This window comes from Metabacillus sp. SLBN-84 (assembly GCF_053629595.1).
In genome coordinates, this window is the sequence record NZ_JBRJIP010000001.1 from 2,533,168 (window position 1) to 2,551,103 (window position 17,936).

The 17,936-nt window shown below is 45.1% G+C and carries 15 protein-coding genes and 1 pseudogene; all 16 read right to left on the reverse strand.

Annotated features, from left to right (window positions below; translation table 11 throughout):
* Positions 1-3: 3 nt before the first annotated feature.
* The 16 genes and pseudogenes from spoVE to RKD52_RS13000 all read right to left on the reverse strand — a co-directional run bounded on the left by spoVE (position 4) and on the right by RKD52_RS13000 (position 17,868).
* Complete coding sequence (gene spoVE, locus RKD52_RS12925; RefSeq protein ID WP_029285012.1) at positions 4-1,104, reverse strand: stage V sporulation protein E; 1,101 nt, start codon at positions 1,102-1,104, stop codon at positions 4-6.
* A 47-nt stretch (positions 1,105-1,151) separates the two neighbouring features.
* A complete protein-coding gene (gene murD / locus RKD52_RS12930; protein WP_454100019.1) occupies positions 1,152-2,501 on the reverse strand; it encodes a UDP-N-acetylmuramoyl-L-alanine--D-glutamate ligase in 1,350 nt (449 codons plus the stop codon).
* A gap of 1 nt (position 2,502) precedes the next feature.
* Entirely contained in the window at positions 2,503-3,477 is a 975-nt protein-coding gene (gene mraY / locus RKD52_RS12935; RefSeq protein WP_203290119.1) for a phospho-N-acetylmuramoyl-pentapeptide-transferase, read from the reverse strand.
* Between the two features lie 90 nt (positions 3,478-3,567).
* The gene (locus RKD52_RS12940; protein ID WP_454100020.1) at positions 3,568-5,037 is read right to left on the reverse strand and encodes a UDP-N-acetylmuramoyl-L-alanyl-D-glutamate--2,6-diaminopimelate ligase; all 1,470 of its coding nucleotides are present in this window, start codon (positions 5,035-5,037) and stop codon (positions 3,568-3,570) included.
* Between the two features lie 263 nt (positions 5,038-5,300).
* Entirely contained in the window at positions 5,301-7,244 is a 1,944-nt protein-coding gene (locus RKD52_RS12945; RefSeq protein WP_454100021.1) for a stage V sporulation protein D, read from the reverse strand.
* A gap of 138 nt (positions 7,245-7,382) precedes the next feature.
* Positions 7,383-9,605 (reverse strand): penicillin-binding protein, encoded by a 2,223-nt coding sequence (locus tag RKD52_RS12950; RefSeq protein ID WP_454100022.1) that lies wholly within the window; start codon positions 9,603-9,605, stop codon positions 7,383-7,385.
* Positions 9,606-9,607: 2 nt separating this feature from the next.
* Positions 9,608-9,973 (reverse strand): cell division protein FtsL, encoded by a 366-nt coding sequence (gene ftsL, locus RKD52_RS12955; RefSeq protein WP_454100023.1) that lies wholly within the window; start codon positions 9,971-9,973, stop codon positions 9,608-9,610.
* A 29-nt stretch (positions 9,974-10,002) separates the two neighbouring features.
* Positions 10,003-10,935, reverse strand: a complete 933-nt coding sequence (gene rsmH, locus RKD52_RS12960) for a 16S rRNA (cytosine(1402)-N(4))-methyltransferase RsmH (protein WP_454100024.1) — start codon at positions 10,933-10,935, stop codon at positions 10,003-10,005.
* 84 nt (positions 10,936-11,019) lie between these two features.
* The gene (mraZ, locus tag RKD52_RS12965) at positions 11,020-11,451 is read right to left on the reverse strand and encodes a division/cell wall cluster transcriptional repressor MraZ (protein WP_454100025.1); all 432 of its coding nucleotides are present in this window, start codon (positions 11,449-11,451) and stop codon (positions 11,020-11,022) included.
* 123 nt (positions 11,452-11,574) lie between these two features.
* Positions 11,575-12,786 (reverse strand): annotated as a pseudogene (bshC, locus tag RKD52_RS12970) (bacillithiol biosynthesis cysteine-adding enzyme BshC); the annotation flags it as partial.
* A 10-nt stretch (positions 12,787-12,796) separates the two neighbouring features.
* Positions 12,797-13,201 (reverse strand): bacillithiol biosynthesis protein BshC, encoded by a 405-nt coding sequence (gene bshC / locus RKD52_RS12975; protein ID WP_454100026.1) that lies wholly within the window; start codon positions 13,199-13,201, stop codon positions 12,797-12,799.
* Between the two features lie 89 nt (positions 13,202-13,290).
* The gene (locus RKD52_RS12980; protein ID WP_454100027.1) at positions 13,291-13,680 is read right to left on the reverse strand and encodes a DUF3397 family protein; all 390 of its coding nucleotides are present in this window, start codon (positions 13,678-13,680) and stop codon (positions 13,291-13,293) included.
* Positions 13,677-14,555 (reverse strand): 2-dehydropantoate 2-reductase, encoded by an 879-nt coding sequence (locus RKD52_RS12985; RefSeq protein ID WP_454100028.1) that lies wholly within the window; start codon positions 14,553-14,555, stop codon positions 13,677-13,679. Before RKD52_RS12985 ends, RKD52_RS12980 begins: the two co-directional genes overlap by 4 nt.
* A gap of 141 nt (positions 14,556-14,696) precedes the next feature.
* A complete protein-coding gene (locus tag RKD52_RS12990; RefSeq protein WP_454100029.1) occupies positions 14,697-16,238 on the reverse strand; it encodes an acyl-CoA carboxylase subunit beta in 1,542 nt (513 codons plus the stop codon).
* Positions 16,239-16,254: 16 nt separating this feature from the next.
* Positions 16,255-16,470, reverse strand: coding sequence for an acetyl-CoA carboxylase biotin carboxyl carrier protein subunit (locus RKD52_RS12995; RefSeq protein WP_369732967.1), 216 nt, complete (start codon positions 16,468-16,470; stop codon positions 16,255-16,257).
* 63 nt (positions 16,471-16,533) lie between these two features.
* Positions 16,534-17,868 (reverse strand): acetyl-CoA carboxylase biotin carboxylase subunit, encoded by a 1,335-nt coding sequence (locus tag RKD52_RS13000; protein WP_454101213.1) that lies wholly within the window; start codon positions 17,866-17,868, stop codon positions 16,534-16,536.
* Positions 17,869-17,936: the final 68 nt, after the last annotated feature.

Sequence of the window (17,936 nt, forward strand, 5' to 3'; positions counted from 1 at the left end):
GCGTCAATACCTGGCATATCTGCTTATGTTCAGCAGCACACCTACTGCCATCAGCATCAGCGTAAGCGAAGAGCCCCCGTAGCTTAAAAACGGCAGAGTGATGCCTGTTACCGGCATTAGACCTGTTACAACTCCAATATTGATCATTACCTGTATGGCAACCATTGTTATAATGCCGATTGCAAGGTATGAACCGTACTGATCGGGTGCTCCGAGCGCAATCCTCACTCCGCGCCATAACAGGAGGCCAAACAGCAGAATAATCAGCGATCCGCCAATAAACCCGAGTTCCTCGGCAAGAATGGCGAAAATAAAATCTGTCTGCGGCTCCGGCAGATAAAAGAACTTCTGCCTGCTTTGCCCGAGGCCGAGTCCAAACAGACCGCCCGGCCCGATTGCATATAATGACTGGATAATCTGAAAGCCGCTTCCGAGAGGATCTTCCCACGGATTTAAAAACGATGTAATCCGTTTGATCCGGTAAGGTGCGGAAAGCACCAGCGCTGCAAACCCTGCCACACCAAGAAGCCCCAGTAAACCGAAATGACTGATTCTTGCACCTGCCACAAAAATCATGACAATGCACGTCCCGACCATAACCGTTCCTGTTCCGAGATCAGGCTGCAGCATGATCAGCGCGAATGCGGTAAAAACAAATGCCAGCGACGGCAAAAGCCCTCTTTTAAAGGAGGTTATTTTCTTTTGATTTTCCGATAGAAATTTAGCTAAAAAGGCAATCATTGCAAGCTTCATAAATTCAGAAGGCTGTATGGAAAAAGCCCCTACTCCAATCCAGCTTCTTGATCCGTTTCTCTCCATCCCGATACCGGGAACAAGGACAGCGAGAAGCAGGATAAAACAGACGATGACAAGCATTTTCGCCCAGGTTCTCCACGTCCAGTAATCCACATTCATAATGAAGAACATGGCTACGACTCCGACGCCTGCGAACAAAAGCTGCCTCTTGGCAAAGAAAAACGAATCTTCGAATTTATACGTTGCCCACACTGCGCTTGCACTGTATACCATAATCAGTCCAATCGTCAGAAGGAGCAGCGTGATAATGACTAGTATAAAGTCCGGTGCAGATCTTTTTGCCGTCAACGCCAAACACCCCAATATAATGGAATTAGGGCGCGTGTACGAGCCCTTTACTTTAGCTTATGCACGGCGTTCTCAAACATGTCTCCTCTTTGTTCAAATGTTTTATATTGATCCCAGCTTGCACATGCCGGGGATAAGAGTACGATGTCGCCTTCCTGAGATAAGCTGAACGCCGCATAAGCCGCCTGTTCAACATTATCGACACGTTTCACCTCTTCTATTCCCGCATCCGCTGCTATTCTCTCAAGCTTTGGCGCAGTCTGGCCAAACGTAATCAGAGTTTTGACATTCCCAAGGAAGGGGATCAGTTCGTCAAATTCATTGCCGCGGTCAAGGCCGCCGGCAAGTAAAACGGTCGGTGCATCAAATGCCTGGAGAGCTTTTGAAGTAGCCAGTATATTTGTAGCTTTTGAGTCATTGTAATATTTAACTCCGCCTATCGTGCGGATAAACTGCAGACGGTGCTTCACTCCTTTGAAGGAAGTCAGCACTTTGCGGATGGCTTCTGTTTTAGCACCGCTCAGTTTCACCGCACAAACAGCTGCGAGAATATTTTCAAGATTATGTTTGCCTGGAAGAACGATTTCTTTTACATCAATGATTTTTTCATCGTTAAACCAAACGGCGCCGTTTTTAATGTACGCTCCTGATTCAAGCTCTTGCTTGACAGAAAAGAAAATCTTTTCCCCATTACCAGCAGCAGCTGCTTTTACGACCTCGGCATCATCCGCGTTGACAACAGCAAAATCACTGTTCTGCTGGTTAGCATAAATTCTTGCTTTTGCAGAAGCATATTCTTCCCTCGTGCCGTGATAATCAAGATGGGCATCAAACAAGTTCAGCATCAGGGCAATTTTAGGACGGAATGTTTTCGTTCCCATCAGCTGAAAAGAAGAAAGCTCTGTAACGATGATGCTGTCTTTGTCTGCCTGCTCTGCCACTTCACAGGCGACTGTTCCGATGTTGCCGGCGATGAGTGACTTTTTACCGTCAGACAGCAGCATTTCATGGATAAGGGTCGTCGTCGTCGTTTTCCCATTGGATCCGGTAATGCCGATCATGTCAGCTTCTGAAATTAAATAGGCAAGTTCAACCTCCGTAACGATTGGAATTTGCTTTTCCAGCGCTTTTGCAAGCAGAGTGTTTGAGTATGGAATACCGGGATTTTTCACAATGTATTCTGCCCCGTCTAGGAGTTCCGGCGGATGGCTTCCGCATACCACGTTAAGCCCCATAGCCTGCAGTTCCTGCGCTGATTCATTTTCTTCAAGCGGCAGCATATCATTAACCGTTACGCGCGCACCCAGTTTATGTAAGAGCCTTGCTGCAGCCAGGCCGCTTTTTGCGAGCCCTAGCACAAGGACATGTTTGTCTTTAAAGTCGTTAATTTGTTTCATTTTATAACCACACCTCTACGTAAATTCCAAGAACGGCGAAAATCAGTCCGACTGACCAGAACGTCACAACAACTCTCCATTCCGACCATCCTGTCAGTTCATAATGATGATGAAGGGGACTCATCTTAAAAACGCGCTTTCCTGTCGTTTTAAAAGAGATTACCTGAATAATAACGGAAAGAGTTTCAATAACAAAAACTCCGCCGATCAGAACAAGCAGGATTTCAAGCTTGGTTAAAATGGCGATGGTTACGATTGCTCCGCCAAGTGCAAGAGATCCTGTATCTCCCATAAATACTTTTGCGGGGTGAGCATTAAATACGAGAAATCCAAGAACAGCCCCTACGACTGCTACAGAGAAAATGGCCACATCATATTGAGATTGATTCCATGCGAGAACAGCAAATGCTCCAAACGCAATGGCAGCTGTACCTGAAAGCAGACCGTCAAGACCATCCGTCAAGTTAACTGCATTAGAGCCGCCGACAAGCATGAAGACAATAAGCAGCACATAGGCCCATCCAAGATCAACACCGAGCTCCGTACCCGGAATGCGGACCTCTGAAGAGAATCCAAACTGTCTGAAAACAATATAGAAAATAACTGCAATAATGATTTGCCCGAGCAGCTTTTGTTTCGATGTAAGGCCGAGGTTGCGCTTCATCACAACTTTGATGAAATCATCCAAAAACCCGAGAAGGCCGTAACCGAACGTAACAAATAAAAGCAAATACATTTCAACACTTGGTTCTGCAAATTTATAACTCATGACAATAGTTGTCACAATGACAGACAAGATAATCATGATGCCGCCCATTGTAGGCGTTCCTGATTTCTTCTGATGCGATTTTGGCCCTTCATCCCTGATGCTCTGTCCGAATTTAAGCCTTCTTAAGAAAGGGATAAAGATGGGAGATATCAGAACACTGATTAAAAAGCCCATTAGTATTGTAAAGATGATGATTTGTTCAAGCATGTATAGATCCTCCCTGGTATCACTGCAGGACGCTGGCCCGTAAGCCTGAGCGTCCCTGATTCATTCATATAGTACGGATAAGTCCGCCGGTTATTGATTTAATTTAAATTGTACCGCACGCAGAGCAACCTCGCGGTCATCAAAATCGAATACCTCTGACCCGATAATCTGATACGTTTCATGACCCTTTCCTGCAATCAGGATCACATCCCCCGCTTTTGCTTCATTTACTGCGTAAAAAATGGCCTCTTCTCTCTTTTCAATCTTATGGAAATAGGCTCCTGCAACACCTTCTTCCATTTCCTTAAGGATAGTAGCAGGCTCCTCGCTTCTTGGATTATCAGATGTGAAAATGGGTTCTTCTGCATACTTGACAGCTATTTGCGCCATAATGGCCCGCTTCGTCCTGTCTCTGTCCCCTCCGCATCCGACAATCACAAACGTTTTCCCTTTGGCAAATTGCTTAACTGTTTTCAGGACATTTTCAAGACTGTCAGGTGTATGGGCATAATCAACGATGACAGAGAAATCCTGGCCCCCGTCAACGACTTCAAATCTGCCTCTTACCCCTTCAATCTCAGCCAGTGTCCCGGCAACAATCTCAAGGCTTACACCAGAAGCAAGACATGCCGAAGCAGCAGCGAGAGCGTTGTAAATGCTGAATTTGCCGATGAGCTTCATTTTGATGTGCTGTGAGCCAAACGGTGTGACAAGGTCAAATGCCGTTCCGCTTGGGGACATGACGATGTTTTGTGCAGATACATCGGACTCAGAATCAATCCCGTATGTGAGAATATGGGCTGCTGTCATGCTCATAAATTCGCCTGATGCAGGATCATCTGCATTTAAAACCGCCGTTTTGGGCTTATCCGGGTTAAATGTATTTCCAAGCTGAGAAAACAGGAGGCCTTTGGCTGCACGGTACGCATCCATCGTCTCGTGATAATCCAGGTGATCCTGGGTAAGGTTTGTAAACACGGCTACATCATAGTCACATCCATGGACGCGGCCCATATGGAGAGCGTGAGATGAAACCTCCATAACACCGTGGCTTACTCCTTTATCTGCCATTGTACGGAATGTTTTTTGAAGGGTCAGGCTCTCAGGTGTCGTATTTTTGACACTCAGTTCTTCATCGCCAATCTTTATGTACATCGTTCCGATCAAACCGGTCGTCTTCCCTGCATTTTGCAGAATCTTCTCAATCAGGTGTGTTGTTGATGTTTTTCCGTTTGTACCTGTTACGCCGATCAGATGCATGCCTTGTGTTGGATGGCCGTAAAAAGCATCGGCAAGAAGCGCCATCGCCCGTTTTGTATTTTTAACAACAATAACCGGAACAGAAAGGTTTAAAGGTTTCTCAGATAAAACCGCAGCTGCGCCGTTTCTGACGGCCTGCTCTGCATAATCGTGTCCGTCAACCGTATATCCGCTGATGCAGATAAATAAGCTGTCCTGCTTTACTTCCCTTGAATCCATTTCAATCGAGAGAATTTCCGGATTTTCCTCCACATTCCATTTTATATTCTGAAGCTGCGAAAGCAGTGTGTGTAATTTCATTTTCACCAAATCCTCTCAAGAACCAACAATAGTTTCTGTCTTTATTTTAGTCGTGCAGCAAATCCCCATTTTACAAAAACAGCCTGCCGGCATACCGGCTTACGGTCATCCTGTTGTCAGAAAAACGCACAGTACCTATTTTATCTTATCTTCGGTAAAAGAGCCATATCCGCACTAAAAAATGTGCGGGGGCAGAGCTGTTTCTCCCCAAACAAAAGCGAGGCAGTCACGTTTTGTGAATGCCGGCTTCAGAACATATGCGTTTAGTCATTGTCTTCTGATTTTTTGCTTCCTTTTCCCAAATAAAGACGAAGTGTTGACCCTTCTTTCACCTTTACACCTGCCTGAGGCGACTGCTGAACAACTGTATCTCCGGATCCTGCGATATCAAGTTTGAGATTCACCATCTGCTCCCTGAGTTCCTGCGCTGTAAGCCCTACAACATTCGGAACGCTCACAAGTTTTGTGTCTAGCCATGTGTATTCCTTCTCGATTTGGTTTTTCCGCGGTTTCACTCCAAGCTCCCTCAGACTGTCTTCCATAATGTTTCCGACAATCGGGGCTGCAACCGTTCCCCCGAACTGCACAGTGCCCTTAGGATTATCGACTGCTGTATAAACGACGATTTCCGGGTCATCTGCCGGAGCAAATCCAATGAATGAAACAATATAATTGTTTTTCATATAGACACCGTCTTTTACTTTTTGAGCTGTTCCTGTTTTACCTCCTACACGGTACCCCTCAACAAATGCGTTTTTCCCTGTTCCTTGGGCTACTACACTTTCAAGTGCATATCTGATTTGCTTCGACGTTTCTTCGGAAATGACTTTGCGCTTTGCTTCTGGTTCTGTGCTGCTGATCACATCTCCTGTAACAGGGTCGATCCATTCTTTAGCTATATACGGGGTGTAAAGCGTACCGCCATTTACAGCTGCAGCTACGGCTGCAACCTGCTGGATCGGTGTAACGGATACCCCCTGTCCGAATGCGGTCGTTGCCTGTTCCACTGGTCCTACATTTTTAACATCAAACAGGATTCCCCTTGCCTCTCCCTGAAGATCAATCCCTGTTTTCTGGCCAAAGCCGAAGTTTTGGATGTATTTAAAAAGGGTGCTGGTTCCAAGTCTTTGACCAAGCTCTACAAAACCGGGGTTACATGAGTTCTGTACCACTTCAAGGAAAGACTGGCTCCCGTGTCCTCCGCGCTTCCAGCACTTTAATCTGGCTCCGCCGACCTCCACTGAACCCCCATCATGAAAATGCTCTTTCTGCAAATCTACTTTTTTCTCTTCAAGTGCAGCTGCAAGTGTAATGATTTTAAATGTTGAACCAGGTTCATAAGAACTCCACACAGGGAGATTTCGGTTATAGATGAGCGGATCGACATTCCGGAAATCCGCCGGATCAAAATCAGGTCTGCTTGACATCGCCAGAATTTCGCCGTTTTTCGGATTCATCGCGATCGCAATCATGCCGTCTGGATTGTATTGCGCCTGTGCATTATCGAGTTCCCTCTCTACGATCGTCTGCACTTTTGAATCGATTGTCAGTTTTAAATTCAGGCCATCCACCGGTGCGGTATATTCATCCGCCTCTTTTGGCATCCTCTTTCCTTTAGCATCAGAATAAAACTTCACATATCCCTTTGTTCCTTTCAGCTGTTCATCATAATACGACTCCAGTCCAAGGAGGCCCTGATTATCAATGCCTGCAAATCCGAGGACGTGCGAGAGGTAGCTGCCGAACGGATAATGGCGTTTTGAATCCTCCGCTATGTATACACCTTTTAAACCGAGCGCCCTGAGTTCTTTTGCTTTTTCATGAGAAATTTTGCGCCCTTCGGGATTGATTCTCTGGATGGATTGCTTCTGGGTGATAAGTTGATAAGCCCGCTCTTTCGGCATATTTAATACAGCTGCAAGCTTTTCTGCCGTGCCCGCCGGGTCCTCAACCTGCCTCGGCACAACGAGAACAGACGGAGCACTCATATTCGTCGCAAGCTTCACGCCGTTCCTGTCAAGAATCTCGCCCCTCTCCGGCTCAAACGGAATGTTCCGGCTCCAGGAATCCTTCGCCAGGGCTGTCAGTTTGTCTCCTATAAAAAATTGAACATATCCAAGGCGGATATCGATAATTAGAAAAATCAAAAAACCAAACATCAGCACCATCGCAAGTCGTTTGCGCACCGTCACATTTGAAACACGCATATATTTTTTCCCCCTTATCAAGGCTCGTTCAAATATATGCTTGTACCGTGAGTGCTAGAACTTTGACTGGACAACTCGGAAAAAGCAAAAAGAGAGCCCGTCCAAAGCGGTCCGGGCCCTCTCTTATTTTGTTTAAGCTTATTCAGTTTCAGCCTCTTCAGACTCAGCAGTTTCTTCTTCAAATTCTGCAGTTTCGCCTTCAGATGCCCCCGCTGGACTTTGAAGTTTCACCGTCAGCCTGTCATTTTTCTGAACACGTTGACCTTTAGTGATCGTTTGCGATACCGCATAGCCATTTCCTTTTAACTGGAGCTCTAAATCCAGGAAATTGGCAAGCTTCATAATATCCCGCGATGACCATCCGGTGAGATCAGGCATGGACATTTTCCCGTCTGTTTTAAGAAAAACACGCCCGTTTGCGATCAATCTTGAATCTTCTTCGGGATATTGTTCGCTCACTTCATTGCTGCTGCCGAGGATGACGGCATTCATCTTATTGTCCTCAAGCCATTTTTGTGCTGCTTCGACACTTTCCCCTTCAAAAGAAGGAAGCGCAGAGCCTACTTCTGTCTCCGCTTTTTCCGGTTCTTCCTCCACTTCTTCAGACGGCTGAATTTTCATATACTGAAGACTGTTTTTCATAACCGAGTTAAACACCGTCGATACAGGCATTGAACCTGTTTCCGTATCTTTAAGCTGCGGCTTTTGCACCGCTACATAAACAAGGAGTTCAGGGTCTTCTTTCGGCGCCATTCCGAGGAATGAGAATACAAAATTGTTTTTTCCAGTCAGATATCTTCCATCACTGCCTGCCATCTGGGCCGTTCCTGTTTTGCCGGCCACACTATAGCCCTCAATTTTGTATGGTTTTCCTGTGCCCTTTTCGGAACTTACGACCGTTTCAAGTATGTCCAGTACTTCTTTTGAGGTTTTTTCCGAAATCGGCGTTCCCGCTGTTTGCGGTTTGTTTTCTTTTACCGTTTTCCCGCTGTCCGGATCAACAATTTTATCAATGATGTAAGGCTTCATCATTTTGCCGCCGTTAGCAATCGCTGTAGCTGCCTGCACCTGCTGAATAGGCGTTACAGTGGACCCCTGGCCGAAAGAGGTTGTTACTTTTTCAATATCATATTTATAGTTGAAGACTCCGTTTGCTTCATTGGGAAGATCGATTCCCGTTTTTTGATTCAGTCCGAATTTCTCCATGTAATTCATAAAGCGGTCAGGACCAAGCTTTTCTTTTGCAAGGATAGCCATTGCAACGTTAGAGGATCTCTGCACACCTTCAAGGAAGGTAATCGTCCCCCATCCGGTTTTGTTATGGTCACGGATTCTTCCGCCTTCTACTTTATAGGCGCCAGATTTATACAGTTCGTCCCTATTGAAGACACCCTCCTCTATAGCTGCTGCCACAGTAAAGATCTTCATTGTTGAGCCGGGCTCAAAAGGATAGGCGACTGCATCATTATAATAGTTGTTAATATCACGGACGTTTGGATCAAAGCTTGGGCGCTGCCCCATCGCCAGTATTTTCCCTGTTTTCGGATCTGCTACAATCCCGATGATTTTTTCAGGTTCATATTCTTCGGCTGCTTCGTTCATCGCATCCTCAAGGAATGTCTGAATCTTTTGGTCGAGTGTCAGATAGACCGTATCTCCATTATCGGGAGCAATAATCTTTTCCTCGCCGTTTGGAAGCTTGAACCCCTGCTTGTCGCCTTCATATGCCATATATCCGTCTTTTTCCTGAAGGTACTTATCCAGGCTTTTTTCCAAACCGAACATTCCGACGGTTTTTGTGGTTCCTTCTTCCCGCTGCGCATATCCGATAATATGCGAGGCAAAGGTGCCGTTTGGATAATACCTGTGCGTATCACGGATAAACCCGATGCCCGGAAGGTTTAATTTCTCAATTTTCACTTTGAGTGAATGACTGATATTTCTGCCCGCTGATCCAAATTCCACCTGAAACGCTTCTCTCTCAAGGATATCCCGGACTTCACTGTTTTCCATATCCAGGAGGGGAGCAAGCTTTTCCGCCGTTTCCTCAGGATCAACCACATGTTTAGGTTTTTTGGGAGAAGTGGACATTTTATCGTCAAGTACAGCGATCAAAGTGTACGTATTTGTATCCTCGGCAATCACTTCGCCTTTTCTGTCCACAATGGAGCCCCTGCTAGCTTCAATTGTCCGCTTTCTTTCATACTGTTCCTGTGCCCTTGCGGCAAGGACTTCCCCATTTACTTCGCCTGTTGTCTGCAAATACAAGAAACGGATGACTAAGACAAAAAAGAGCAATGCAAATATTAAGGTTAATATTGCTGCTCCTCTGTTCATATTGATATTTTTCGGCTGATTCATGATTAGTCATTTACTACTTTCACTTTATTCGTATCAAGCTCAAGTCCGAGGCCTTTAGCTATGCCCATAATGCGCTCATAGCTGCTTAGTTCTTTAACCTGTACGCCAAGATCTGCGTTTACCTTCTGCTGATCCTGGATTTTTGCTTCGATTTTCTGAACGGCCACATTTCCCTTGTAGACCGTGACGCTATTTGAAACAATTTGGATGGCTGCAAACAGCAGAACAGATAAAAAGGCAACGATCAGCACTTTTTCGCCGATTGTAATTGTAGGTCTTCTTTTGATGACCACCGATTGCTGCTGTTCGGGCATTTGCTTATGCTGCTCTTGCCTTTGCTGCTGGATTTTCACAGCTAAATTACTCATGAACAAAACCCCCTCGTTTCATCTATTTCTTACAGTTTTTCAAGTATTCGCAGCTTGGCTGATCTTGCACGATTGTTTTCTTCAAGCTCTTCTTCAGATGGTGTAATCGGTTTTCTTGTGATCAGTTTCACTTTAGGCTTGAATTCATCAGGTATGACCGGCAAATTAGGAGGCAGTTCCGGTAATGAAGCAGCTTGCTTGAATGCCGTCTTGCAGATTCGGTCCTCTAAAGAATGGAAGGTAATGACACTGACTCTGCCGCCGGGTTTAATCATTTCAACTGCTTGTCCAATCGCTTCTTCAAACACTTTCAATTCATCATTTACCGCAATTCGGATCGCCTGAAAAATCCGTTTGGCAGGATGTCCGCCTTTGCGCCTTGCAGGTGCGGGAATGGCATCCTTAATTAGTTCCACCAGCTCTCCGGTCGTCCGGATCGGCTGAATTTCCCTTGCAGCTTCAATTTTCCTTGCTACTTGTTTAGAGAACTTTTCTTCTCCGTATCTGAAGAAGATTTTAACCAGTTCTTCATAGGTCCACCCATTCACGACATCATAAGCGGAAGTCCTTGCGTTCTGATCCATTCTCATATCAAGAGGTGCGTCATGATGATAGCTGAAGCCTCTCTCAGGTGTATCTAATTGCGGCGATGAAACTCCGAGGTCGAATAAAATGCCGTCAACCTCTGTTACACCAAGGTTTTCAAGTTCTGCTTTTAAATGTCTGAAATTGCTTTTAATAAATGTTACTTGTCCTTTGTAGGACTCTAATAGCTTTTTTGCATGCGAGAGGGCTGCATCGTCCTGGTCAAAAGCGAAAAGGTGCCCCTTTTTTGAAAGCTTGGACAGCAAGTAAGAACTGTGTCCCGCTCCGCCTAATGTGCAGTCGACATATACCCCATCTTCTTTAATGTTCAAACCATCTACCGTTTCATGCAATAATACTGTTTTATGTTGAAACATTGCTGCTACCACCTTTATCAGATTCGTACGTACTTGAGATGCTGATTTTGACATTGCTATTACTCATTGTTGCACAAGAGATTATTATATATCAAAACCAATCATATTTTCAGCAATTTCGGCAAATGAATCTTCCTGTTCGGCTACATATGTATCCCAAATTGCCTGATCCCAAAGTTCGATCCGATTTGATACTCCGATAACAACACACTCTTTTTCAAGCTTTGCATACTGCAGAAGCGGTGCAGCCAAGTTAATGCGCCCCTGTTTGTCAATTTCGCATTCAACAGCACCCGAGAAGAAAAATCTTGTAAATGCCCGTGCGTCTTTTTTTGTTAATGGAAGGGCCTTCAGCTTTTCCTCGATCATTTTCCATTCACTCATCGGATATCCGAACAAGCATTGATCGAGTCCTCTGGTGATGACGAAAGTTTCTCCGAGTTCTTCGCGGAATTTGGCTGGAACGATCATGCGGCCTTTTGCATCTATCGTGTGATGATATTCACCCATGAACATGTCCGTCGCCCCACTTTCTTTCTTTCGGTCACCACTTCCCCCCACTTCTCCCCACTTCCTATTCTACACGTTCTTTTCATAAAAAAAAACCCTGTATTCCACAGGATTTCAGAAATTCGTTCTTTAAATTTTGACAACTTTATGATGGGAGTTAAAAGAATAGCGAAGCTTCACGATTTCGTGCAGAAAATCAGGTCCATATTTATTCAAATAATAGTAAATATTCCATGTTCTCTCTTGAAATCCGCCATTTGGCTGAAGAGATTTCGCGATTCTTGTGAATTTATCCAATTCTGCGCGGTGCTTTTGCTGAACTTTTTTGTCGACGTGAGATTGAAGCAAATCAAGCTGTGCCTGAATAAAAAATGCATTTTTTTCAAGAAACGGCTGAAGGCTTGCGTCTTTAGCGACTGCCGACTCCCGAAGGCTTTTGTGAATCCGTTCAATCTCCGTCTTGGCTTGAGAAATTTCAGGGGTCAGCTGAGAAGGTTCCATTTTAGCAAGCCACTCTTCCCGGACTTTGTCAGCCCCTTTTGAAAACAGGTCGTCGAGCGTAAGTGAAACGTCCCTCATGTCCGATTCGATGGACCGTTCAACAAAGGTGATATTCAGCCTTGGCACTACTGGCGGCATGAAAAAGCCTGCTGTTTCAAATACTCTCTTAAGCTCTGCCCAGTAAGAAATTTCTCCCGGCCCTGCGATAAAGGCAAGTGTCGGAAGAAGATATTCCTGCATAAGCGGCCTTGTGACAACATTGTTGCTCAGTCTCTCCGGATATTGTTCTGCGAACTGCTTAAGCTCTGCCTCAGTATACGACAGACCTTCGGCAGTAAAGACGGAATCATCTGTACGCTTAAGAAGCAGACGGTCACCTTTGCTGTCATGGAAGAAAAGATTTGCGCTCGCGTGATCAGCTTCAATGATTGGCTTGTAACCAGCTTCAGTCATGTATGCCTGCTGAGCTGAAAGGCTCTCAGACAGCTCTTCATTTTTCATGATTAAATGCTGAAAAAATCCTGCTTCCATTTTTCTGAGCTCAGGATCTGAAGAGTTGATCAGCACCAATCCGTAATCCGAAAACATTTCATATGTAAGATGTTCGAAAAACTCCGTATAAGTGGCTGAAACAGACAGCGTTTGTTTGAGGCTGTTCATCAGCTCCATTGTATAGTCCGTTTCCCCGTATGTTTCAAAAACAGAGCAGATAAAGTTCCAGCATTCCGCGTGGTCGATAGGTTTATAGAACACAGGAATCTTTTCATTCATCGCTGTTTTAACAGCCTTCTTCTTGATAACCCCGTTTTGAGAGACATGCAGATGATTGACCTCAGCAAAATCATGATCCTCACCCCGCTACCCAGAAGACTGGAATGACCGGAACAGACAGCTTTGCTTCCTGCTGTTCTGCAAGGACGAGAATTGAAATGATTTTGTGAATCGTATAGAGCGGTCCTGTCAAAAGACCCGCCTGCTGTCCCCCGACGACAACAAGACTTTCCGGATCTTTTAAACGCTCTATATTACGGATCACAGGTTCTTTGTCCTGAAAATGCTTTTGGTGGTAACTCAAAAGATAGGAGGACAGCTCTTCTCTTGCGAATGTTCTATTTTTTAAGTCCTTCACTCTTTTTTCATAAACGGTGTCATCCGTAATGCTGTAGTCAAAGTAGTCCTCTGTATTCAGCCTGCCGCTGATCAGATCTTCGACTAATCGGTTCGAATGGCGAAGGGAGAGGTCAGTAATCTCCATTTGTGTAAACTTCCTTTCCGGGTTATGTAAGCATCCGAGAAGAGTATAGCATTTATCCGGCTGAAAAGAAAAAGACTTTGCCTGCACCTTCAGATATATTCAAGTATCCCTCTTACTGCTCCGAATACCGCAAGAATGGTTGAGAGCGGAAGGAGAATCAGAAAAGAAAATCGCCAGCACTTTTTAAAGGCTTTTGACAGCGGAACAGATGAGCTGGATCTTATCATATAAATGAGGACAGCAAACATCACAACCAGCAGAAACAGAAAAACGCCTCCATAAACAGATGTATCAGATAAAACAAGCAATTTAAAATAAATGGAGAGCGCAAACAGAACGACAGCAGCATCTGCTGCATACAGCATGCCCCTTTTTACATTTCCCGTTACCGCTGATAAAACAGCGACCAGAATGAGGAAAGTTAGCAACGGAAGAGACACGGCAAATGCTGCGAGATTGATGAACCACTCGCCGATCATTCCTTTTCTCCGCCTTTAACAGCATGATACAAAAATTCAAGCAGCGGAACCGGCTTATTCTGCTTTTTTGCCTCATCAAGCAAATAGCCGATAATCCCGTCAATCTCTGTTTTTCGGGATGCTTCCACATCCCTGAGCATAGAGGACCTGTTCTCCGCCGTCCTTTTGCAGATCTCCATCACTTTTTCCCACTCAGCATTTTCATCAGACATATCTAAAATCCCGATAGCTTCTTTAAATACAGATTTAGCCATCCTTCTGTAATGAGGGCTTTCAATAAGCTCACCGTTTTTCACTTTTAAAAGGGCTGTCAGCGGATTAATAACTGCATTTGCAAGCAGCTTTCTTGAATGTGCTTCTCTCCAGTCCTTAACAGCTTCAAACGGGAAACGTTCTGAATCAATGGCCGTAAGTGGTAGAGGAGGCTGATCAGGGAATAGAGAACTGACTTTAATGACACCCGCACCCGTATGCGCGACAGTCGCATCACCCGACTTTAAAGATCCATGCTCAACAGAGCCGATATAGACATTATGTCCATCAAGAGATTTCAGCAGAGGGATATGAGACATGCCATTTTGCAGAAACAGGAGGTTTTTCCTTTCTTTCATTTCTTTCAATGAAGGAAGAACATCGCCAAGCTGATACTGCTTGACGGCTATCATCAGCAGCGGCTCTTTGAAGTCCCTGCCGGAACATGCTTTCACATCTTTAACAGTTGTTTTCTGATCTCCCTGCAGAAGGATTATTCCTTTTTCATTGATCAGGTCTGACTGTTCTTTTCTTCTCGTGTAAACTGTGACATTGTGCTCTTTAGCCAAGTAAGCTGCACAGAGCATTCCCACAGAGCCTGAGCCGATAATGCCAATCTCCATATATGCATCCCACCGTTTCTCATTCGTTTCTTTATCATAACAAAATAGTCAAAATGTTCCTATAGCTATTCCGCCGCCTGTTCGGGGAAATTTTCACCAAATAAAAGAAAACAAGCCAGCTCTTGGCTGGCTTGTGTCTAATCAGACCGGATAGACCGGATGCTTGCGTTCGCCGAATGGGATTGCTTTTGTTTCATAAAGGGAAAATCTTGAGATCAGCTCTTCTCTCAGCTTATCAGCAGAAACAATATCATCCACAATCATTTCTGATGCGAGCTTATAAATATCAATATTTTCTTTGTATTCCTGCTGCTTTTCAAGAACAAACTTCATTCTTTCTTTTGGATCCTCAATTTCATTTATTTTGTTTGAGTAGATGGCATTCACTGCTGCTTCAGGACCCATAACGGCAATCTGCGCAGTTGGAAGGGCGATCACACAATCTGTTTCAAAAGCAGGGCCGGCCATCGCATAAAGTCCCGCACCGTATGCTTTTCTCACGATCACGGAGATTTTAGGCACAGTGGCCGAACTCATCGCTGCAATCATCTTTGCCCCGTGCCGGATAATGCCGGCGCGCTCCACTTTTGTTCCAATCATGAAACCCGGCACATCGGCAAGGAACAGGAGCGGAATGTGGAAAGCATCTGCCAGCTGCATGAATTTTGCCGCTTTGTCGGCAGAATCCACGAAAAGCACGCCACCTTTCACCCTCGGCTGATTCGCAATAATGGCCACGACTTTCCCGTTCAGTCTGGCGAATCCAGTGATGATTTCAGGAGCAAATAACCGTTTGATTTCAAAAAAACTGCCTGCATCAATAAGTGAATCAATGCATTCATACATATCAAACGGAGCATTTTGATTGTGCGGCACAATTTCCGTAAGCGGTCTGCCCTGCTTTGGCAAAACGGGTTCTGCTTCTTTCGTCACGCTCAGATAGTTTTGCGGGAAGTACGTCAAATAGCGTCTTGCTTCAAGGATCGCCTCTTCCTCTGATTTCACAAGAACGTCACCGCATCCGCTCACCGAACAGTGCATTCTCGCTCCGCCCATCTCCTCAAGCGAAACTTTTTCCCCGATTACTTTCTCTGCCATGCGTGGTGAGCCAAGGTACATGGAAGCATTCCCGTCAACCATAATCACAATATCGCAAAAAGCAGGAATATAAGCTCCCCCCGCAGCTGAAGGCCCAAAGAGAAGACAGATTTGCGGAATGCTGCCGGACAGCTTTACCTGATTGTAAAAAATTCTGCCTGCGCCGCGGCGGTTCGGGAACATATCAATTTGATCCGTAATTCTGGCTCCTGCAGAATCCACTAAATAAAGGAGAGGCACTTTCAATTTTTCTGCCGTTTCCTGGATGCGGATGATTTTTTCAACGGTTCTGGCTCCCCATGATCCCGCTTTAATCGTCGAGTCATTGGCCATCACGCATACGGTTTCTCCGTTTATTTTTCCGACAGCGGTCACAACTCCATCAGATGGAAGGTCGCCTGCCTGATTATTGGCAAATTTGCCGTCTTCTATATACTTTCCGTTGTCAAATAGCCTGTTCAGCCGTTCCCTGACAAACAGCTTGCCCTGGGCATTCAGTTTTTCGTGATATTTAGGGTGTCCGCCGGCTTCGATTTCAGCTGTCTTTTCTTTCAGCAATTTTTCAAGTTCATCAACTTTCATCATTTGGAATCCCTCCTCATTACGGTTTTAAAACAAGCAGAACATCGCCTTCGTTAACAAAATCCCCGGCTTCTGCTTTTACCTCTTCCACTGTGCCGTTCTCCGGACTGTCGAGGGGGATCTCCATTTTCATTGACTCAAGCATGATCACATCTTGTCCAGCCGCTACTTCATCACCTGCTGCCACTAATACATGCAAAACAGTTCCTGCCATACTTGCTTTAATTTCGATCATGTTTAAATCCTCCATTCATGGTGTTTGGTTACTTTTTTCATGTTAAAGCCTTTCCGCACATTCTTATGCCAATACGGCCGTCTGCAGAAAGGACGTGCTGTATATGCCCTTTTTAAATTGACTGTTTGATAAAATCGTCAAAAATAACGGCAGATTGGTTTTAATTCCTTCTATTTTAACTCCGTTCAAAAACGTCTCGGCTTTAGCTAAAGCATCCGGACGGTTTTCACCGGTCACAATGATTTTTGCAACAAGCGGATCATAAAATGGTGTAACTGTATCCCCTTCTGCATAAGCACAGTCGACAATGATTCCGTCCATTTCTTTAAATGTAAACGCTTTAATTAAGCCTGGTGACGGAATGAATTTCACAGGATCTTCTGCATAGAGCCTGAACTGGATGGAATGGCCCTCTTTTGTGATCTCCGGCTGCATGGATGGAAGCTTTTCCCCTGCCGCTGTCCGGATCTGCCATTCAACAAGGTCAAGGCCTGTTATTCCTTCTGTAACCCTGTGCTCCACCTGGAGTCTTGTATTCATTTCCAGAAAATAAAAATTTTCTTCTTCATCCACAATAAATTCAATCGTACCGGCATTTATGTATCCTGCATGAATGGCTGCAGCAACTGCAGCAGCGCACATTTTTTCTCGGGTGGCTTCAGACAGATGAGGCGACGGTGATTCTTCCACCACTTTCTGGTTTCTGCGCTGAACAGAACAATCCCGCTCAAACATGTGCACAACATTCCCAGACTCATCTCCAAAAAGCTGAATCTCAATATGCCTTGCTTCTGAAATGAATTTTTCAATAAACACATCATCATTTCCAAAGTAGGCTTTTGCTCTCGTTTTGACGGAAGCAAAGGATTTTTTCAGGGCTTCCTCGTCATCGCAGCGCTGCATGCCGATTCCTCCGCCGCCTCCGCTTGCTTTCAGCATGACCGGATAGCCAATCTCAGAAGCATATGCGCATGCTTCGTCCATATCAGCAAGGCCTGAGCTTCCCGGCACGACAGGAACACCTGCTTCTTTCATTGCTTTCCTTGCCGCTACTTTGTCCCCCATTATGGCAAGTGTCTCAGACTTCGGGCCAATAAATTTTATCCCCCTGGCCTCTGCCGCCTGGGCAAACTCCGTATTCTCAGACAAGAAACCATATCCGGGGTGAATGGCATCCACTTTTTCACGGACTGCTATGTTTAAAATATCATCTTTTAATAAGTAAGATTTCGCTACAGGCGCTTCACCGATCCTGAATGCATAATCAGCAGCCTTTACAAAAGGCAGTCCTTCATCTGCATCCGAATAAACAGCTACCGTTTCTACCCCCATTTTTTGACACGTTTTCATAATCCGGAGCGCAATTTCTCCCCTGTTTGCAATTAAAATTTTCTTCAACATTCTCCCCTCCCATGATGATAAGAAAATCCCCACTAAGTACATTTCTCCATCTTTTTAAAGATTCC